Origin of the sequence: Stieleria maiorica (assembly GCF_008035925.1) — a bacterium.
Classification (GTDB): Bacteria; Planctomycetota; Planctomycetia; order Pirellulales; family Pirellulaceae; genus Stieleria; species Stieleria maiorica.
The window spans coordinates 272,309-292,641 of sequence record NZ_CP036264.1 but is presented as its reverse complement, the minus strand read 5'-3'; the positions used below and the strand labels follow the sequence as shown (position 1 = coordinate 292,641).

Sequence of the window (20,333 nt, the reverse complement as noted above, 5' to 3'; positions counted from 1 at the left end):
ACGAAGCCCGTGCCATTCGGGTCAGGTACCCCGCAGGCGACCATGGACGCCGGCTAACGGTGACGTACGGTTGATGACGCTGCATGCACGCCCCCTGAATGGAGAACGGCTTCGATGGTTCGCTTGATCAAATCGGTTTTGACGATTGTCGTTGGCACGATTCTGCTGATCCCGATCGCCTTGGCGGCACTCAAGGCGACGGGGAACCTGCCGCGACCGCTCGTCGACCGCGCGATCAATCAGCTGCCGATCGATTTGACGTCGGCTGTCGGTTTGCGGTCGGCCGATCCGGTGGTCCTCGGCGATTGGCCTCCGGTGCGCGGCAACGAATTCCCCGATCTGGTTTTGACCGACCAGACCGGCCAAACCGTCCAACTGTCAGACTTCGCGGGCAAGGTCATCTTGGTCGAATACGCGGCGATTCCCTGTGAGGGATGCCAGGCGTTTTCGGGTGGCAAACAACATGGCGCGTTCGGCAGCTTTCGGGTCCAGCCGGGTCTGGAATCGATCGAACACTACGCGCAAGAATACGCCGGGGTCACGCTCGGCAGCGAGGACGTCGTGTTCGTGCAAGTCCTGCTGTACGGAAAATCTGTCTCGGCACCGACCCAGGCGGAAGTCGCCGACTGGGCCGAACACTTTCAACTGGACCGCGATGCCAACCAAATCGTGCTCCGAGGCGATCCATCGATGCTCAGCCAAAAGACGTATGAAATGATCCCCGGGTTTCATTTGATCGATCGAGACTTTGTGCTGCGATCGGATTCCTGCGGTCACCATCCCCAAGATGATCTGTACAAAGATCTCTTACCGATGCTGCGGACGCTGGCCAGGTAAGATCGGCAAACGTCAATCGAAAGCGACAATCCCAACGAAGCACTCTAGACATTGCATCTGTTTTTTGGCGCAATCGCGGATGGAGACACCGAAATCGCTTGCGGAGCGCACCCTGGGGGCAGCATACTAGTGCTTCGTCAATCCTAGGAATCGGGATTCAGCAACCGCTGGTGTCTAGCCTTTAGGCAATTCCCGGTCGCTGCTTTGCAGCGACAGTGGGCGGTTAAAGTCTGCACACCAACACTTACGCTCGTGCGATTGGTTGCTGACCCGAATGGCATGGGCTTAAGCCAATACGCTGAGCCGTAGGTGCTAGCCTCGGGCCTGACCGCCGTGTTAAAGGCGTATCAAGGCCCGCGGCTAGCGCCGTCGGCTCACGAAGCTCGTGCCATTGGTTGCTGACCCTTTTTCGTAGCGGGCTGCAATCTCAAGTGTTGACGAAGCACTCGTTCCGACTCGTCTGCTGCTCACATTCACGGGGATCTCTGTGACACGTCCACTGTCCATCACCGCGCGATCCTATCGTCGCCTCCGCCCCCTCGGACTGTTCGTGCTGGCCGCCGTTTTGACTACGACGCCGCCCTCCACCCAACAGTTATTCGCCCAAGATTCTGACCAGATCGGTGATCGCGAGCGGACCAACGCGGAACGCTACCTGCAAGTCCTGCTGCGCAGGCCACGCCCCGGCGTCGCGCTCGATCGGGTTTATGGGTACCACGTTCAAAACGATTCCTTGGACGAACTGGAGCGACAGTTGTCCGATCCCCAGGCGGACGATGCAGGTCAGCGGCAAATGGTTTGGGGACTGGTTCAATTGCAGCGCGGTCACTCTGCGGAAGCGGCACAGATTCTGGCATCCGCGGAATCAAAACTCCCCGACGATGCCGCATGCAGTTTTTATCTCGGGCGCGCCCTTCTGGCGGTCGGTCAAACCGAGCAAGCTGCCGCTGCGATGGAGCGGGCGATCGATCGCGGGCCGTCACGTACCGAAGCGCTGCCGATGTTCACCGAGCTGGGGCGGATCTACAGCCGCGCCGGAGAGCGTGAGAAATCCCTCGCCGTTTGGACTCGCCTGGAACAACTGTTTCCCGGCGATACCCGCGTCGGCGGCCAGATCGCGAGGACGCTTGCCGAAGAAGGCAATCATGAAGAAGCCCTGCGACGCTATGAACAACTCGCAAAGGCATCGCGAAAACCCGACGAACAGATCGCCATGGCGGTCCAGGCCGCTGAAATGCGACGGCACCTCGGTAAGCCGGACGAGGCGACGGCGCTATTGGAAAAAATCCTGTCGCGGTTGAACCCCGGCAGTTGGCTGCACACCGATGTTCGCAACCGGATCGAAGCCGGCTTTTTGAAATCAGGTGACTACGACGCGCTGGCAAACTACTACAAGAAACAATTCGCCGATCGGCCCGATGATTTGGCCCTGCAAACCAGACTGGCACGGATCCTGATCACCGCAGGCCGTCTGTCCGAAGCGAAAACGTTGTTGGTCGCCGCGATCGAGCGGGCACCCGATGACACCGAGGCTCGGACGACTCTGATCGACGTCTTGATCAATCAAAATGATGTTGCCGAAGCGGCAGAGCAGTTCGCCGAGCTTGCCAAACGCGACGCGGACAACCCCGACCATCTGGTCCGTTGGGGACAGGTGTTGTTGGAGGACACCGAGACGCCACTCGAACAGCGGCGCGACGCGGCCGCAGTCGTCTGGTCGCGTTTGGCCGCCGCCCGCAGCGACGACGCCGTGACGCTGTCGCAAGTAGCCGACCTGATGCGCGGCATCGACCGCAGCGAAGACGCGATCGATCTGTATCGCCAATCGATCCAGTTGGATCCCGCGTCTCCACAGTACCGAGAGTACTTGGGCGAATACCTCCATTCGCTGGACCGGGAAGATGAAGCGATCGAGGTCTGGAATTCGATCGCGAGTGATGATCGCCGCGGACGCGAGTCGTTGGTTCGATTGGCCGAAGTGCTGGGGACATTCAAGCTGCCGGATCTGGCGTTGGACGCTTGGGACCAGGCCGCACAGTTCGACCTGACCTTTGCCCAAGAATTGCGCTACGCCGCAAAGCTGACCGATGCCAAGCAATACGAGAAAGCTCTGAAGAGACTGGATGCGGCCGAAACGATCGCGGAAACACCGGACGAGCAAGAGCAGTTGCTGAAAGACCGGATCGCCGTGTATCAGTCCTCGGGAACGTTGGAACAACAAATCCAAGCACTGACCGATCAACCCGTATCGGTCGATTCGTTGCGGACGCTAGCGTTGATGCACGGCGCAGCCGGTAATCTGGTCAACGCGGAACGTTCGATTCAACAAGCCCTCAACATGGAACCGGACAACACCGACGTGTTACTGGTCGCGGCGGACCTTGCCGAACGACAGAATCGGCTCGGTGATGCCGCAGACCTGTTCGAACAGCTGGCCACCGCGGACAGCCGGTTTCGCACCAATTACTTGCAACGCGTCGCCGGATTACAAGTCCGCTTGGGTCAAACCGATCAAGCGATCCAAACGTGCGAAGCCGTCATCGATGCCAATCCGGCCAGCCCCGAATCGTATCAGTTCTATGCCCGAACCGCGTTCGGCATCAATCGCGATGAAGAAGCGATCACGGCGCTCCGCCGCGCGATGACGGTTGCGCCGCGAGACAACGCGCCGCGACGGATGTTGGCCGGTCATTTCGCAGATCAGTATCGGACCGACGAGGCGATCGAATTGTATTGGCAGGCATTCAACTATGAGCCCAAGATCGATGACAAGATCAACGTGGTCCGAGCCCTCGCGCCGCTGTACGACCGCAAAACCGACCTCCAGACGTTGATCGGGCGAATCGAAGAAATCAATCGCAAGGACGGAAACGCCCGAACGACCAGTCGGATGATCGCCGCGGCGCATGAATCGGTGCAGGACTTCGGTGCGGCGATCAGCGCGATCGATCAATTGCTCGCCGTCCAGCCGCGTGACGTGGCGTTGTTGGAAACCATGGTCCGTCTGGCTGATGCGGCCGATGAAGTGGAACAGGCGGCCGAATACCAACGACGGATCACCGAACTCGCCGGCACGCCGGAGAATCGATTCAAGCTTGTCGAGTATCAATTGGAAGCCGGCATGATCGATGTGGGCCAGGCGCTTTCCCAACGGCTGTCGTTCTTGTCCGATCCGTCGCGACTGGGCGGGATGGTGCGTTCGGCGGCGCGACGCGGCGATACGAAAACCGCACGGGCGATCTGTGAAGAGGCGTTACGAGCCGACGACAGTTTGTGGGACATTAAACTTGTCCTCGCACAGTTGTTATTGATGGATGGCAACGACAACAAGGCCGATGCGAATCGTGAGCGAGCGGTGCAGTTGGCCCAACAAATCCGTGCATCCGACTTTCCCATGGACGCCACGGCTCCGACACAACGAAAGCAACCTACCCGACCTTCGACGACGAATCGACGACCGCCGGGTTATCAATCCAACCCGATGTATTGGAGCCAATCGTCTTACCAGTTGGCCCGGGCGCTGCGGATCGGCCGATACGCCAACGCGTCTTACTCCTATTCCACCACGACGACAACGATCGAGCCGACGTCGTTCGGGCATGCCCGGGTGATCGCGGCGTCGTTGATCTTGATGAACGAAGCGATCGGCAAACTCGGGGAAGACGCCACCGAGGCCGTGCAGGCGAAGCTGGATACCGAGTTTTCGATCAACGATTGGGATAGTGTCACCGACCCACTGGAGATCTGGGAGCGGTTCGCGCTGATCAATGTGATGTCGCTGGTCACGAATCAGCCATCGGCGAGTCCGTTCGGTCCCCCACCGTCCAATCTGTCGGCGGCGGCCAAAGCCAAGGCCGACGCCCAGCGAAAAAACCAGCTGAACATGATGTGGCGGCTGGCAGAACTCGATCCCACCTACGGGGTAACGCCGGTGTTGCAGTTCCTTTCCCAACGGATGATGTCCGAAGCGCTGCCGGATCAACAGAAACCCGACATGACGCCGTTGACCGAGAAAGAACTCGAGATTCTGGCGTCGATCAACCAGCGCGTGCAAGCTTCGGGATTGTCTTCGGGCGTATTGATGGGCACTCCATCCGGCGCCGCGGAAATGATGTTCCAGGCGATCCTGGGTCACGAGTTCCGCTTGGCCGGCCAGGAAGAGAAGGCGGCACAATTCGCACCCGAACCGCCCGGTGAGGACGCCAGCTACGACGAGGTTGTCGCCGCGATTCAGTTCTATCTTCGTCTGGGAAAACCGGATCAAGCCGACGGATTGGTCAAGCAACTGTTGCCGGCCGCACGGCGAGAAAAACCCAAGGCACCGGTTCAGGGATTCAGTCCCATCACTCAGATCATGATGGGCAGCGGCGAAGATGCCAAAGCGTTTGCCGAGCGACACGAAATGGCGATGGTCGACGCCCTGATCGCACGCTGGTCCAAGTCGACACTCAACGCGGCCGCTCGTTCGACGTCACTCGGCGATGGCTATGTCAACGCCTACACACAAATCGGTGGTGTGGTTCGCTCGGTCCGCGTTCGCGGCCCGTTGTCGCCTCGGTTGCTGGATTCCAATTTGGCGCAACAGATCTTTTCCTTTTCCGCCCAGGAAGCCACATCGCCAACACTCAGTGCCCAACCCGCATCGCCGACGCTGTCCCCGGACCTGATCCGACATCTCCGAAGCCCACTGAGCGATGCACCGGCGGATGAACAGAAGACGCGCCGAGTCGTCGCCGCGTATGCCCATTGGTGGGCCGATCGTCCGGAAACGTGTTACGAGGTATTGGTCGAACTTTGCAACGACTATCCCAGTGACGTCGACTTGCAGATCGAGCGTGCCCGACTGGCCAGCGAGCTGAAACAACCTCGATTGGCGCTCGAGACGCTGGATTCGTTCAGCCCGTTGGACAGCCGCATGTTGGTCCGCAAGGAAATGGCGGCGATGAATTTGGCGGCCGAAATCGGGGACACCGAGCGGGCCAAGGTCGCCGCCGAGCGTCTGTTCGGCATGCGGCTGGACGTGCAGATGCAGCTCGCCCTGGCCGACCAACTCAAACGATTGGGCCTGGACGCCCAAGCCACCGCGATGCTGGCCCGAACACGAAGCGGCCGCGTCCGCGACGAGAACACCGAATTACAGATTGCACGTGCGTTTCTTTCGGCCGGTGACAAAGAGGCCGCGGCCGAGGTCGCTTACTCGCTGATGCGACGTCTCGCTTCGGGTCGCTCTCAAAACAGCAACCAGTCGTACTATCAACAACAAGCGGTTTCGGTGTTGCAGTCCGCGGGCCGACTGGAACCGCTGATCGAGCGTGCGAAGCGGCGCGTCGAATCCTCCCCCAAGGCGATTCGCCCCAAACAGGAATTGGCCGAATTGTATACCGCCGCGGGGCGGACCGACGAAGCGAACCGGGTCTGGGAAAACCTGTCCGAGGATGTGCCGGTCAGCGCACCTCAGATGATCGCCCGCGCCGACGCCTTGGTCACAGCGAAAAAGAACAAGGAAGCCGTCGAACTGTACTTGGACGCGTTCGAGAAAGACCCCAGTCGGTTCAACAACGATTATTACAAGATGACCAATGCGGTGCGTTCGGCGGGGGACGAGGTCGTCGACATGATGTACCGACGATTGATGAAGTTTCCGGTGCAGAGCATTCCGACATACCGCATGGATGAATTGGCGAGGCTGGGATCCCGCGACGAGCTGAGTGATGCCAAGCGGGACTTCATCGCGCACCTGTTGAAATCTCCCGCCGCCCAGACCCAGGTCTACAACATCGTCCGCAATTTGCCGGAGGACCAGCGCAAGCAAATTCCGGAATATCGTGAGGCAATTTTGAATGCCGTTTGCAGCAATGACGCGTTTTCTGCCAACTCGCAACTGTGGGCCGTCAACAGTCGCAGCAGTGGCGGATTTGCGATCGGACCGCTCGCGGACACGTTGGCGACGCTTCAGAGCGACGCCGACGCCAACCAAAAATTTCGCCATGCGGCTACCGAGGCGATCGAGAACGAATCGCTTAAGAAAGGCGCGACGTTCCTGCTGGCATTGATCGACACCGGCAAACCGGAACTTGTACCAGAGAGTCTGGCGACGATGCGTGAATGCATCCATCGTGAGCCCGACGACGAATCCAAGACGCCGACCGTCTGTTCCGGTTTGCTATGGCAAGCCGGACAGGTCTTGGAAAACGTCGACGGAGTGCCGGCCGATTTACTGGTCGATCTCTATCAAGAGGCAAAGCGATCGACCAACTCCTCGGGCAGCAGCCCGCAGTACACGCTGGACCATCGATTGATCGAAACCTACAAGAAAGCAGAGCGATTCGATCAGGCCCGCACGTTACTGCTGGACCTCTACCGCGTCACCGATTTCTCCAGTCAAAATCAATACAATCCCGGATACGGAGACTATCAACAGCTGGAGTGGTACCAGTGGGTTGCCGAGCAATTGACCGCGTGCCAAGCGCCGATCGATGCCTTGATCGTCTATCATGCCGGATTGTCCAAACCGGAGCGTTTTGAAAATGCGAGGCGTTGGGGCGGCAGTCGGAACACGAAGGAAGCGTTCGAGAACGGCGCGGGTGTGGCGGCCGAAAAGATCACTCCCGAAGTCGCGGCGAACCATCTGACCCGCCAGATCGACGCGTGGGAAAAGGACCTGGAATCGAACCCCGTCGAATTGATGGAGGCCTCGACCGACGCCATCATGGCCTCGGAGACGCCATCGAGTTTGGGACTCGCGATTCGCGTCGCGGTTTCGAGCGATGATTCGCAAGACGCCATCCGTTCGTTTGCCGAGCGAGTGGGAAAGCTGGCAGAACGTCACAGTGATTCATGGCAACTGACGGCGTTGCAATTGATGACGGCGTGTTACCTGGGCGATGAATCCAGTGCGGAATTCGCCAAAACATTATTCGAACGCTTGCCGGCCGAATCCGAACTCGTTAACGAGGACAATCAGGCGATCGACCGCGTCAAGGCCACCGCACTGTTCGATCTGTACCCGGTCGCTCGGGCGGCCAGTCGATCGCAGCGGGATTCGGATCGAGAGATCGGCGAACGATTGGTCCGCTACATCGGCAAGGTGGCTGAATCGGCCAACGACTCGTCGATCACTCTGGCGTTGGCGGAGATCAGTGGGGACGCGTCAGAATCGCTTTCCAGGATCTTGGATTTGATCGCCGCCCAATCCGACGCGAACGCGCCGCTTTCTCAATCGTTGGCTGAGCGATGTTTGCAGGTCGCCAAGGACGCCGCCAAAGCGGGCGAGATCGACACCTCGGTGCGCGCGTTGCGATTGGCGCTGCAAAGCGGTCCGCCGCTGAGACAACTTTCCGGCGGCGGCGATGCGTTCGCGATCACGTCGTCACAAAACCAACCGGTCTACTCCGGTCGCGAGCAGCAGACCGAAATGGATCTGTTGGCCCAGCGCGTCTCCGCGGTGACCGACGCATTGTCACAGGCCACGGGCGTTGCATTGGAGTTCAAAAAAGGCGCTTACCAAAATAACCGCAAGGCAAAGATCGATCGACAGGCGATGGGCAAAATCACTGACGCCTACTTGGCGATCCTCGTCCCGACCAAGCGCCAGGACACCACGTTCGATTATTCCAAACGGATCGCGTCGACGTCCTACGATCCGTTCCGATCCGACGGCGACATCGTCGTCAGCTCGGCGTCGATGGCGCTGGCGACCGCGGCGGCGCTGGCCGGTCGGGCCGACGACGTCGCCGCGACACTGGAACAACGGCTGGGATCGGACCAGAAAAACGTCGAACTGTCGATCGCGTTGGTCCAACTCGCATTTGCCGCCGAGCAACCGAAACGGCTTGCCGCGTCGCTGGACCGTTTGATCGAAACACTCGACGAACCCTTGCCGCCACTGGGGCAACGCTCTGCAAACGCCGGACCGGTGACCACGATCACCAGCCAGATGGCAACCGCGTCACGGGAAAAATCCGATGTGGTCGATCGGGTGATGCAAGCCGTCTGGCCGATCATGGCATCGGATTTCATCCAACCGGACGCACGAACCGACGACGCCGATTTTGCCGGGGTTGTGGCGAATCTCGGTGAGTTGATCAGCCGCACCGATTCGTTGATCAATTCGGACAGCTACACCGCCAACCGCCATCGCTACATCCGCCGACAGCTTGCCCTGGGACATGTCGCGATCGCCAAGGCCAGCGGCGACGGGAAAATCATCGACGACTTCATCCGATCCGAGTTGGAGACGATCGAGACACAGAACTACCCGAGTGGCGCCGACATCCAGGACTACAAACGACGCAGCCTGGAACGATTGACCACCCAGTTGATCGATGACGGATTGATCGAACATCTTGCCCCCGTTTTCCGGCAGGCCATCACGGACTACCTGGTCACCCAGCGGAACTATTCCAATCGATTTGAATCCCACGTCTGTTTGGCCATTTCGCAACTGCCCGCCGACAAACGAATCCAGCTCCTCGAGAAGCTGACGTTCGGTGGCGACGGGGACGATTCCGTCGAGTATTTCGACGCCTTGGTCAGTTATGAGATTCCGCCGCCGATCGTCCGCCGACAACATCCGCAGCTCGATGCGGTGATGAACCTGCAAACGAGCACCGATCGTTATCCGGTCGTCAATTCGTTGGTGATGTTGATCGATGCCGCCGTGCAGACGAAAAATGCCACGTCGCTGCTCGAACAATTCCAGCGAAATCGAAAAGCCGCCGGGGATGAAGCGGATCTGGCGGCGGCACTGCTGAAATTGGCGATCGCCAAAGCAAACCACGGTGACTCGGCGGCGCTGTTGGACGAGATCGCACCAACGTTGCAAGCGGTCGGCGATCGCTTGGCCAAAAACCTTCCCAAACAAAACGATAAAACGCTTCGGTTTCCGGCCCTGGAAACGCACTTGATCGTCCGTGCATTCGAAGCGGGATTGCCCGTTGCGATCGCCGAACCGATGCTCCGCCACGTCAAGACCTACTCGATCCGCGGACAACGCAATTTCGTCACCTCCGCGGTCGCTTCGGCGAGAGCGGCGATGGGTGTCGGACGAGCTGCCCATGCCACGACGGATTCACCGCTGGAACATTTCATTGTCGTTCCGATCTCCGCTCGCTATCGCGGCGACAACGTGATGTTGCCACCGATGTACACGGTCAAACCTGACGGCTGGATCAGCGGAACCTGCGGATACGAGCAATCGCACCTGATGTTCAAGTACCCGCTCAGTGGTTCGTTCACCTTCTCCGCGGAAATCCAAGACGGCGGCTGGGGCGAAGCCGACCTGGCCTATGGTGGTGTGATTTACCAAGCCAATGGGTGGCAACAAACCGCGAAGGTCTATGGGATGGGCAACCGCGGTCAAGTTGAATTCAAGGTCGGGTCGATTCGCCAAGGCAAGCTGAACATCGAATCCGTTTCGGTTTCCCCCGACGGCGTCGAAGGGCTGTGCAACGGCGAGTCCTACGTCAACGATACCGTGACGACGTCGTATCCGTTCGTTTCGGTCCACCACCACAAGTACCGCACGACGCACTTCCGCGACGTTCGATTCTCCGGTTCGCCCACGATCCCCGACGAGGTCAACTTGATCGATCCGACCATGCGGGGTTGGGGCGTTCTGACGTACGGAAAATCGATCCCCAAGATGTTGCTGCCGATCGGACCGAAACAAGAACGCGACGGCATCTTAAAATTCCGCGAGAAGATGGAAGCGGATCTGGCCAAGGGTCCGTTGGTCGGCGGCTGGAGTGTCCGCGAAGGGAAGTTGCATTATCGCGGCGAACCTGCGAACAGTCGCAACTATGACCCCGTCAGTCACATCGAGTACTTGCGTCCGATCCAGGACCGTGAATCGATCGAGGTCGAGTTCTTTTGGAAATCAGGGCGAACCGAGTTTTGGCCGACGATCGGCCGCACGGTGTTGCAGCTGTCGCCGGAAGGAACGACACCCGACTGGATCGTCGCCAACGGTGATTTGGCATCGGTCGGGTTTGTCAGCGCGACAGCCTTGGATCCGCCCTACGCACCGATCGCCGCTGAAAACGTGCCCGCGGAGGATGCGTGGAACACGTTGCGGATGTCGCGTGAGGGCGATCAAGTGGCCCTGACCCTGAACGGCAAACCGTTGACATCGATTCCGGTTCAAGGGCACGAACGACCGGGCATTTATCGGCCCGCAAGCCGTGACCTGGACGTCCGCAAGATTCGATTAACCGGCGACTGGCCCGATGAAGTCCCGAAGGAGTTGATGGCGCGTCCCGAATGACGCAACTTCGTTTTCGGGTTCCCTGGAGAGTCGCCGTCCTCTCCGAGGTCGGCGCGGGGCAAAGCTTCGCTTTTTGGATTGCCGAGTTCGGAGAACACGGCGACCCTCGGAACACATCGTCAAGCACGAACGCTTAACTTCGGTTGACTACGAGTACCATCCCATGCACCGTCATTGCGGGCTGGTAGAATGTGCGCTGGCTGACCGCGACCCCGTTCGACCAACCCCGGCTATCCCATGACTCGCTTCCTGGCATTGATTTTGTTCGCGTCCACGGCGGCTGCCGTCGAACCGCCGCGTTTGTTGGATTCCGACCTGCAAATCGAATTGATCGCCTCGGAACCGGAACTCGTGACGCCGACCGGCTGCTGTTTCGATGACGACGGCAACCTGTTGGTGATCGAGTGCCACACGCACTTTCCGCCGGAGGACTACGCGGGCCCGAAAACCGATCGGATCTATCGGTTCGACGATAGCGACGGTGACGGGGTGCTGGATCGGCAATCGTTGTTCTACGAAGGCGGCACCGCGTCGATGAACATCGTCAATCTCGGCGACGGGTCGTTTGCCGTCGCCACACGCAGCGATGTCGTCCGTTTGCGTGACAGCGACGGCGATCGGGTTGCCGACCAACGCGACGTGCTGTTGTCGCACAACACCGCGGCGAATTATCCCCACAACGGACTTTCCGGACTTGCACTCGCCGCGGACGGGTGGCTGTATGTCGGACAGGGCGAAAACTTTGGCGAACCCTACGAACTGGTCGGCACCGACGGCTCCAAACAGAGCGGCGGCGGGGAAGGCGGAAACGTGTTTCGATGCCGGACCGACGGCAGCGACGTTCAACGCGTTGCGACCGGATTCTGGAACCCCTTCGGATTGTGCTTTGATTCATCGGGCCGGCTGTGGGGCGTCGGCAATGATCCCGATGCGATGCCGCCGAATCGTTTGATGCACATCGTGCCCGGCGGTGATTACGGGTTTCAGTTTCGCTTCGGCCGGGCCGGCGTTCATCCGCTGCAAGCCTGGGACGGCGAATTTCCGGGGACGTTGCCGATGACGGCGGGCACCGGGGAAGCGGGCTGCGCGGTTGTCCCCCATGGAGCCGACCTTTGGGTGACCAGCTGGGGCGACAACCGGATCGAACGCCACCGGCCGGTCGAGCGTGGGGCGACGTGGGGGACGACCGCCGACGTCGTGGTCCAGGGAGACGCCAACTTTCGTCCCGTCGCCATGGCGGTTGCCGGTGATGGTTCGATCTACGTGACCGATTGGGTCGATCGAAGCTATCCGGTGCACGGCAAAGGACGCTTGTGGCGGGTGTCTCGCAAATCCGACGCCGCAAACACCGACGACGACGATCTACCGAAATTGACGGACCTGGAAGAGCAGGCCGGCGGGCTCCGTGACGCTGCCACCCTTGCGGTCGATGCCAGAATCCAGACGCTCGACAGCCCCGATTCGTTTCTCAGCCAAGCCGCGATGTTCGGACTGGTGCATACGAATCAGTTGCCGTCCATCGAACGCGCACACGCCACGACGGCAGAGCAGCGTGTGGGATTGTTGACCGCCTGGCGGTGGAAGGAATTGGTCGACCCGGAAAGTCTTTCTGCTGACGAGCGTGGCGAGTGGATCCGATGGGGATTGCAAGATGATTCCCAGCGCGTGCGGTTGGCTGCGATCCGCTGGGCGACCGAACGCGATTGCAAGGACCAACTTTCGGCGATACGAAGCCAGCTGCAACGCGCCGACATGTCGACGCGTTTGTTTTCTGCCGTGATCGCTTCGATCGCCTACCTTGAAACCGGTTCGGCGTCGGGGCGAAGCCGCGATCCGGCGATCGAAAACCTGTTGGTCCAGTTCGCCGGGAATTCCGATCACGCCCCGGCCCTGCGCGCGATGGCCATCCGACGGATTCCCGCCGATGCCCAGGTGCCCACCGACCAGCAGCTTCGCCAGTGGGTCGACGAGCAGCGCGAGCGTAAGTTTGCGATGGAAGTCGTTCGATTGTTGGCCGCTCGTGGCGGCGAAACCTCCCTGGATCAACTCGCCTGGATCGCCGGCGACGAACGATTCGATTTGGAAACCCGCGCCGATGCGTTGGCGGCGCTCTCGCGCAACGCCGATTCCTATGCCGCGTTGATCAACCAGTCTTCATTGCCGAAACAGCCGGCGACGTTGCGCACCGAATCAAGACGCATGTTGAAACGAAATTGGGCGACCGACCCGAGTCGTCCGAACAAGGACGATCTCGACGCCTGGATACGATTGGTCGCCGACGGTGGCAACGTCGATGCGGGACGGCGGGTGTTCTTTCGCACGACTTGCGTGAACTGTCACCGACACAGCGGGCGCGGCGCCCAGACCGGCCCCGACTTGAGCACGCTGTCGGGCAACATGACCCGGCAACGCGTGCTCGATTCGATCCTGCATCCCAGCAAGGAGGTCGGGCCGCTGTATGTGCCCTGGCAAGTCCTGACGACCGATGGAAACGTGTTGACGGGATTGAAATTGGATCGCGCCGGTGCGGGCAACAGCATGCGGTTTCAAGGTGCCGACGGCGAGATCTTTGAGGTCCCCTTGGCCGACGTCGAACAACAGGAACCGGTCGATCAATCGATCATGCCGACCGGTTTGGAAAGTACGATGGGCATCGATGAGCTCCGCGACCTGATCGCGTTCTTGACGCAGGAGTGAGGGTGTTTTCCAAAGTACGATGGCCCTTCCGGGCCGTCGTCCGCTGGACTCCCCGCGACGACCCAAAAAGGGACGTCGTACTTGGATCCGAGGGGACACCAACCTAAGGCGCGGCGACGTCGTGCAGGGTGGCGCCTTTGTCGTCGCTGAGCACCAGGATGGCGTAGCGCTGGGCGCCTTTGGCGTCGGCGGCGCTGATGCTGGTGTAATCGAACCGCCCGCGACCGTCGGTGTATCCGTCTTTATAGAAGCGGACGCTGCCGTCGCCGTAACGGGCGTAGACCTTTACATAGGCTCCGGCGACGGGACGATGGGAGCTCGCGTCGGTGGTTTGTAGCTGTCCGAACGCGTCGCTGACATAAGTCGTCAGCTCGCCGCCGTAATACAGCGTCGTGTTACGTGAGGCCCCGACGTTGGCTTCGACCAACAACGTCTTGCTACGCAATTCGGCCGGAATCGGGTAACGTGTCGTGCCGGTTTTGGATTGCATCGTTAGCGTGTCGGCCCGGGTCGGTCGAACCATCGCGATGCGTTGCAAATCGTTGCGAGCGAAGGGGGCGTTGCTGAACAGCAGCTCCAGATCGACGCCGTACAAGTTGATGTCGACCTGATCGGCATTGCGGTGATCGATCCGGATCGTGTCATCTTCCACGCGAACGATGACTTCGGGGACCGCCGCGGACGCTTGGCTGTTGGCGCGGTCCCGATCGGCGATCGCCAAGTCAGCAGCCTTGGGAGAGACTCCCGAATCATCGATCGTCTTGGCGGGGCCGGCGGAGACGAGTTGCCCGGAATCCATCAGCTCGTACCGCTGTAGAACGTGCAGTGCCATTTGGGCGAACCGATCGTTCCAACGCGGGACCGGATGCGATTCATGGCGACCGGCGATTTCGAGGGCTCGCTCATAGTCGCCCTGGTGCAGCGCCAGATATCCCGCCAAATAATCGTACTGCAGCTGGCTGGCGATTCGCTCGCGATCGAGTGTGCCGAAGGCCTTCGTCGCCTCTTCGATCCGGTTCTGCAACAACAGGTAATAGGTCAGCGGCATCTCTTCGACGTCGGCGATTTCAGCTTGGAAACCCAACCGCCGCACGAATTGTTGGTAGTGATTCAAGAATTTGGGGTTCAGAATCTCATCGACTTCACCCAGTCGATGGATTCGTGCTCGAACCAGCGGTGCGTATTCCAAGTGTTCATAGGCCCCCTGCTGGATCGAATCGACCGACAACAGCGTCGACTCCAGCGACGGGCCGACACGTGAGATCAAATCCCGTTGCAATGACAGGAATCGCCGCATGGCGTCCCGGTCGTCGTGTTGGAAGCCATAGGCCCAGACGGCGGCCTCGGGCAAGCGAGCGTCCTTCATTACACCGACAACCGTTTCATAGACATCGCGGTCCCGCATTCGGTGCAACACGTGCGTCCAATCCAATTCGTGCAGGTTGGCTTCATCGAGAAACAATTTGATTTCGGCGGCCGAACCGTCGCGGGCGAGCGATTGCCAGGTCACGGTGTCGTCATTCCATTCTTCGGCGACGCGGAATGTTTTTTCGTTTCCGCGGGCCAGCAACGTCTCGCCTTGCGAAATGGTGGCGGGGTAGTGGAGGAACTCGCCGGGGGCAGGAAAGTAGAACTTGTAGTCGATCGACGAGACGGCGAACGGCGCCAGTTTGACCGTCTTGCTGTCGGTCACTTGGCTGCCGGCCAGCGGAATGCTGCCGGCGGGGATCTGCCAGAACAGTTCCACGGTTTTTTCGGTCGCCGTCGGATTGGAGACGACCACCTGACCCTGATAGGCCTCGCCGCTGACAAACTGATCCGGTTCGTGGAACGGTTCGTCGGGGCGGCGGTCTTGATCGATTCGTTGGAACAATTGACCGATCAAGACACCCGCGCCGTCTTCCTGTGGTTTCAAACTTCGCAATCGTTTGGTGACCAACGCCACCGCGTGTTCCGGTCGATAAACCGTCTCGGGCTTGGAGGGCAACGAGATCTCACCGGACTCTAGTGGCAAGCCACACATCGCCAAGGCGATCAACGCGGAATGTCGATTGTTCGTGCACTCGAGCAAATGTTTAGAAACGTTGGGGACGGATGATTCATCCTCCCACTCGCTGTGGGCCAGTTCGTTCCAAAACGCGTTGATCGGGATCAGATTGATCGGTAACGGGCCGTCGACGACGCGGACTCGGTCGAAATGGCTTTCGGCCCACTGCTTGGTGCTGTCGAGTTCCTGGTAGAGCGCGAAATCGCCACCGAGCGAGAGTGCTCGTCCACGAAACATACTGGAACGCTGTGGCACAGCTTTCTGCATCCGTCCGAGCTGTCGCGCCACATTGGCACGATCACCCATTTCGAGCTTCTTACCCGCTGCGCCTCCGTATCCGCCCATGCCGCCGGCCGTGTCCATGTACAGACCATCGTCGGCTGCTCCGAAGGGCTCGGCCAACGCTTCCATCTCGACCGCCCCTTCGGCAAACTCCGCCGCACCGGCCACCGACATTCGGCTCGATCGCAGGGCACTTTCGATCAGTCGGCGGCTCGCCCCGTAGTCTTCCTCCAACAACGCAACCGATTCAAACAAATCGCGGCGGATGGATGACCGCAGCGCCGGGACTCGGAGTGCCAACAACGCTCGTTCGGCGGCGCTCAGACGTTGGTACCTCCAAAGCGTCGCGTAATCGGACAGATCGTCGCCGAGCAGCCAGTGATCGATGAACTGTTTCTCTTTCTTGTTGATCAAGTAGGGCTTGATCACGGCATCGAAGAACTCGCGATCATGCATCCGCAAGAACAGGTGCAGTTCGTGGCAGGCCAGTTCGCTGTAGTGTTTTAGTTTTTCTTCGGTGCTGAGCGTGTGCCAGCGACCGAGCACTTGGAATTCGTCCAGACGCGCGTCGCCGACCAGGGTTCGATAAAGCGTCAACAGGGATTCGACATTGCCGTAAACCTGAACTTGGGCCGATCCGAGTTGGGCCAAGTCCAGCGGGTCGTCGGCTGAGACGATCGAAACGGTACGCTGGAACGAAAGAGATTGGTCCAGCGGCAAGGAATCGGCCAACCGAAGGTCTTCGGTTTCCGCGTCCGGCAACGGCGCGGTGAGGGTTCGACGCAAGACGGTCGCCGGATCGGCAACGATGACTTGCACGATCGGCATGCCGTCGATCAGCTCGGCGGGGACGGTGACGCGGCCATCGGCGTCGGGGATCAAGTTTGCGGCGACGACACCGCTGTCGGACAGAAAGTCGTAATCGGGAGCGGCATCGGCGCCCGTTTGACGACTCATCTCACTTTCAGCCGCACGCATCATGCTGTCCGCTGCCAGCGGGGCGGACGCCGTCGGGGCCTGGCCCCCGCGGGCACTTTGGCTTTCGTTGACCGTCGTTTCGGTTTCCCAAGGATTCAGCAACACACTGGGCTGGGGCAGCATCACGCCCGGGTATTTTGCGGCGTATTGACGGCGCAACACGTACTCGTATTCGTCACCCAATCGTAGATCGCTGACGTATCCACAGCGACCGAGCGACAATTGTCGACCCCGCAGCGATGGCATCCCCAGATGCAAGTCATCCAGCGGAGAATGACGATCGAAGTAGCGTGATGCCACGACGTGCACGCGCGCCAGGTTGGTGTTCCCGGCCAAGGAGACGGTCACGCTGCCGTCGTCGTTGCGATTGACGTCGCCGATGGAGATCGGTACGGCAACACTTTGTTGGCGATGACGAATTTGACCGACCAGAACGTGATCGATGGTTTGCCCGTCGACAACGGCGAGCTGTGTTTCGTTGCCGCTGCGACGGTCGATCAGCCGCAAATCTCCCGCCGGCAGTTTCGACGCGACCAGAAAACCGTTTTCGACTCGCAATTGGTCGGAATGGTCGGCGTGATTCTGGCCGTCGCGCGTGCCCAGCAACCGGAATTGATCGACCGCGGCGCCATCGACCAAGGGCAATCGCAGGTCGTCTTCGGTGGACAGGTGCAGCGCGGCCGGCCAAATCTGTTGATCGAGCGACAGATCGAATCGATGTTGGGTTTGGCCTGCGATCCCGTACTGCAATTGCCGCACACCGGCCAAGCGGCCCAATTGAATCTGGCCACGATCGTCGCTTTGCAGGTAGCGGCTGGGGCGGACGTCGCCGATGTCGACGGCGAATTCCAGCTGCACCGTGGCACCGGCGACCGCTTCTCCGCTGCGGCCACGCGTTTCAATCACGTAGTTGTCGCCGTTGCGGGTCAGGAAGGCATCAACCGTATGGGTCGTCCGGCGGATGCCCGCGATTTGGACCGAATGGCTGGTGCGGAGCTCTCGGTGCCGTCGGTCGGACAGCCCGACGACATGCCCGGACAGTTCGAAGTCGATCTGCGCGACGCGTGACGGGACACGGAAACTCAGCTGCAACTCCTTCGCCTGATCTAATTCCAGCCCATTGAATTGTTTGCTCGTTTCGATGCCGTCCAGATCGGTGGCCACGATCCGTAGCGTTGCTTCTTTCAAGATCGCCGGATCGACCGGTGTCGAGCCGAGTTGCAATCGGGGTCGGACCAGCAGCGTCGCGGTGCGACCGGATTGAAGCAGCGTCTGGTCGACAAAGAAGCCGGCCGCCAGGGAATAGTTTTCTTCCTGTTGTTGGAACTTGACCGCTTTGGCGATTTTGCCGTCGCTGACGATCGCCTTGCGCGCCGCCGCTTGATTGACCATCGGCAAAGACACCCGTCCGGACTGGTCGGCGGCAAACTCTTGGTTGCCCAGAAAGACCTTTGCCGCGGGGATCGGGTTGCGGTTTTCATCCAGCACCGTGATCTGCATCCCGTCGGCGTCCTCGGCGCGAACCGTTTGCAGATCGCCGCGGCGAATCAGCGTTCGGGCGCGAAGCCCTTTGCCGACCAGATCGACGATCCAAACACCACGGTCACTGGCCTCGGGGATGGGAATCGTTTCGCGATGCCGCTCGATCGCCGGTCGGTCGTACTGGATCGTTTTTTCATGCGTCGCGATCAGTCCATCCAGTTCGACGTCGGTGTCCAATCGGCCTTCGTTGGTGCGGTGGAACGCCAACGAGTTCATTTCGTAGACGCGGACGACCAGTTTGTCGATGTTTTTGACATCGACGATCAACTCGGTCGGCTGTCGCGAGTCGTAATGGATTGGATTGGTCGGTGCGAAGCTGAGCTGGATCTTGTCTCGCAGTTCCCGACGTTCGCCGGCCGAAAGCATGTCATAAAAAGGCTGAGGGTTGGCCACGCCGGCCATCAGTTTCGTGCGGGCAAACACACGCCGCAGAAAATCGGGTTGCAGGTAGCGTTCGTACGCCCGAGTGTCTTTCGCGTCACGCAGAAAATGTTCCAGGTAGGTTTCGACCAACAGTTGCTCGCTGCCGATCGGCGGCAGGATCGCGATCTGGGAAAAGTCCTCGTTCAGGTTGGCACGTGACCCGGCCCGGGCGAGCAAGGGGCTGATCAACGGACTTTGACGCGGCAGTTGCAGGTAACGCTGAAACAGTTCGGCGTCCCAAACGCCGGCCGACAGATTGGATTCCAGAAGTCGATAGGCGGCCGATGCCTTGAGCGAGTTGTAGGAAGCGGGAAGCGTTTGCACGTAGGATTCCAACCGGACCAGGTAATCGCGCCGTTGGTCGGGTTGCTGGCTGATATCGACGTCGGCATCCGGTCGCAACATCCGTAGCTTGGCATGGACGAAGGCGTTGTCGTCGGCGACCGAGGGGACGGATCGCCCGACGTTGTCCAGTTCACCTTGGGTGAGGAATCGGTGGGCCGAGAGATCGCCGAAGCGTTGATCACGTTCTGAGCGAGACTTCAACTCCGCGATCACCAGCTGGTCCAGCCCCTTCAGGTACGATCCGTCGACACGTTTCAAGAAATCATGCAGCGACACCTGGGTCTGGTTTGCGTTGCCGGCCAGATACCAGTCCGCGGCGATCTGCATGCCGATTGGAGACAGCGGGACGTTATCGCGAAGTGAATCTTTGACCAACTGCGGTGAATCGATAAAGTTGTCGGCCAACTCGCTGGGGTAGCGGCGGCTGCCCTTTTTCGCCGGCGGGGCGTGATAGAGTTGGATGCCCAGACGTTTGACGAAGTAATCGATGGTTTGCTGGGGCGTTTGATCGTACGTCAACAACCGTTGACGGTCGGTCATCGAATGCATCAACGCCGTCATCGCGCCCTTGCGACTGGCCAACCACTGGTTCAACATCACCTCGGCACGATCCAGCTGGGAGGTGTTTTGGTAGTGCAAACAGTGATAGAAGAAGTAGTCGTCGCTGCCAGGAATCAACTCGGCCAGAATCGCCTCGCGGTCCTCGGCCAGGGCGAAACGTTCCATCAATCCGATCGGTGCGGCCATGACAGTTGTGGGGATTAGCCCGGCCAGAACCACGCAGGTGGCCACCCACAGGGTGAGGGAGCGTATGCCGGCGGGGCGAGGCGGAAAATTGATTTGATCGTTCAGCATCATGACAGATCACCGGTGGGTGACGTAGAGGGACCGAATTCTCGATTCGTAGCACAAAAAAGC

At 59.9% G+C, this 20,333-nt stretch carries 4 protein-coding genes; 3 read left to right on the top strand and 1 reads right to left on the bottom strand.

All coding sequences use genetic code 11. The features are described from left to right. Positions 1 to 114 precede the first annotated feature (114 nt). From Mal15_RS00935 to Mal15_RS00925, 3 genes are all read left to right on the top strand, one after another. Entirely contained in the window at positions 115 to 837 is a 723-nt protein-coding gene (locus Mal15_RS00935) for a peroxiredoxin family protein (protein ID WP_147866027.1), read from the top strand. Positions 838 to 1,324: 487 nt separating this feature from the next. Further along, positions 1,325 to 11,101, top strand: a complete 9,777-nt coding sequence (locus Mal15_RS00930) for a tetratricopeptide repeat protein (protein ID WP_147866026.1) — start codon at positions 1,325 to 1,327, stop codon at positions 11,099 to 11,101. Between the two features lie 237 nt (positions 11,102 to 11,338). Further along, entirely contained in the window at positions 11,339 to 13,798 is a 2,460-nt protein-coding gene (locus Mal15_RS00925; RefSeq protein WP_147866025.1) for a PVC-type heme-binding CxxCH protein, read from the top strand. A gap of 103 nt (positions 13,799 to 13,901) precedes the next feature. On the opposite strand, the gene Mal15_RS00920 is transcribed toward Mal15_RS00925, so the two are convergent. After that, positions 13,902 to 20,273, bottom strand: a complete 6,372-nt coding sequence (locus Mal15_RS00920) for a hypothetical protein (RefSeq protein ID WP_147866024.1) — start codon at positions 20,271 to 20,273, stop codon at positions 13,902 to 13,904. Positions 20,274 to 20,333: the final 60 nt, after the last annotated feature.

Bases quoted from the DNA above. Each gene is read 5' to 3' on its own strand.
- Mal15_RS00925 (WP_147866025.1), top strand. From the start codon at position 11,339: ATGACTCGCTTCCTGGCATTGATTTTGTTCGCGTCCACGGCGGCTGCC.
- Mal15_RS00920 (WP_147866024.1), bottom strand. From the start codon at position 20,273: ATGATGCTGAACGATCAAATCAATTTTCCGCCTCGCCCCGCCGGCATA.
- Mal15_RS00935 (WP_147866027.1), top strand. From the start codon at position 115: ATGGTTCGCTTGATCAAATCGGTTTTGACGATTGTCGTTGGCACGATT.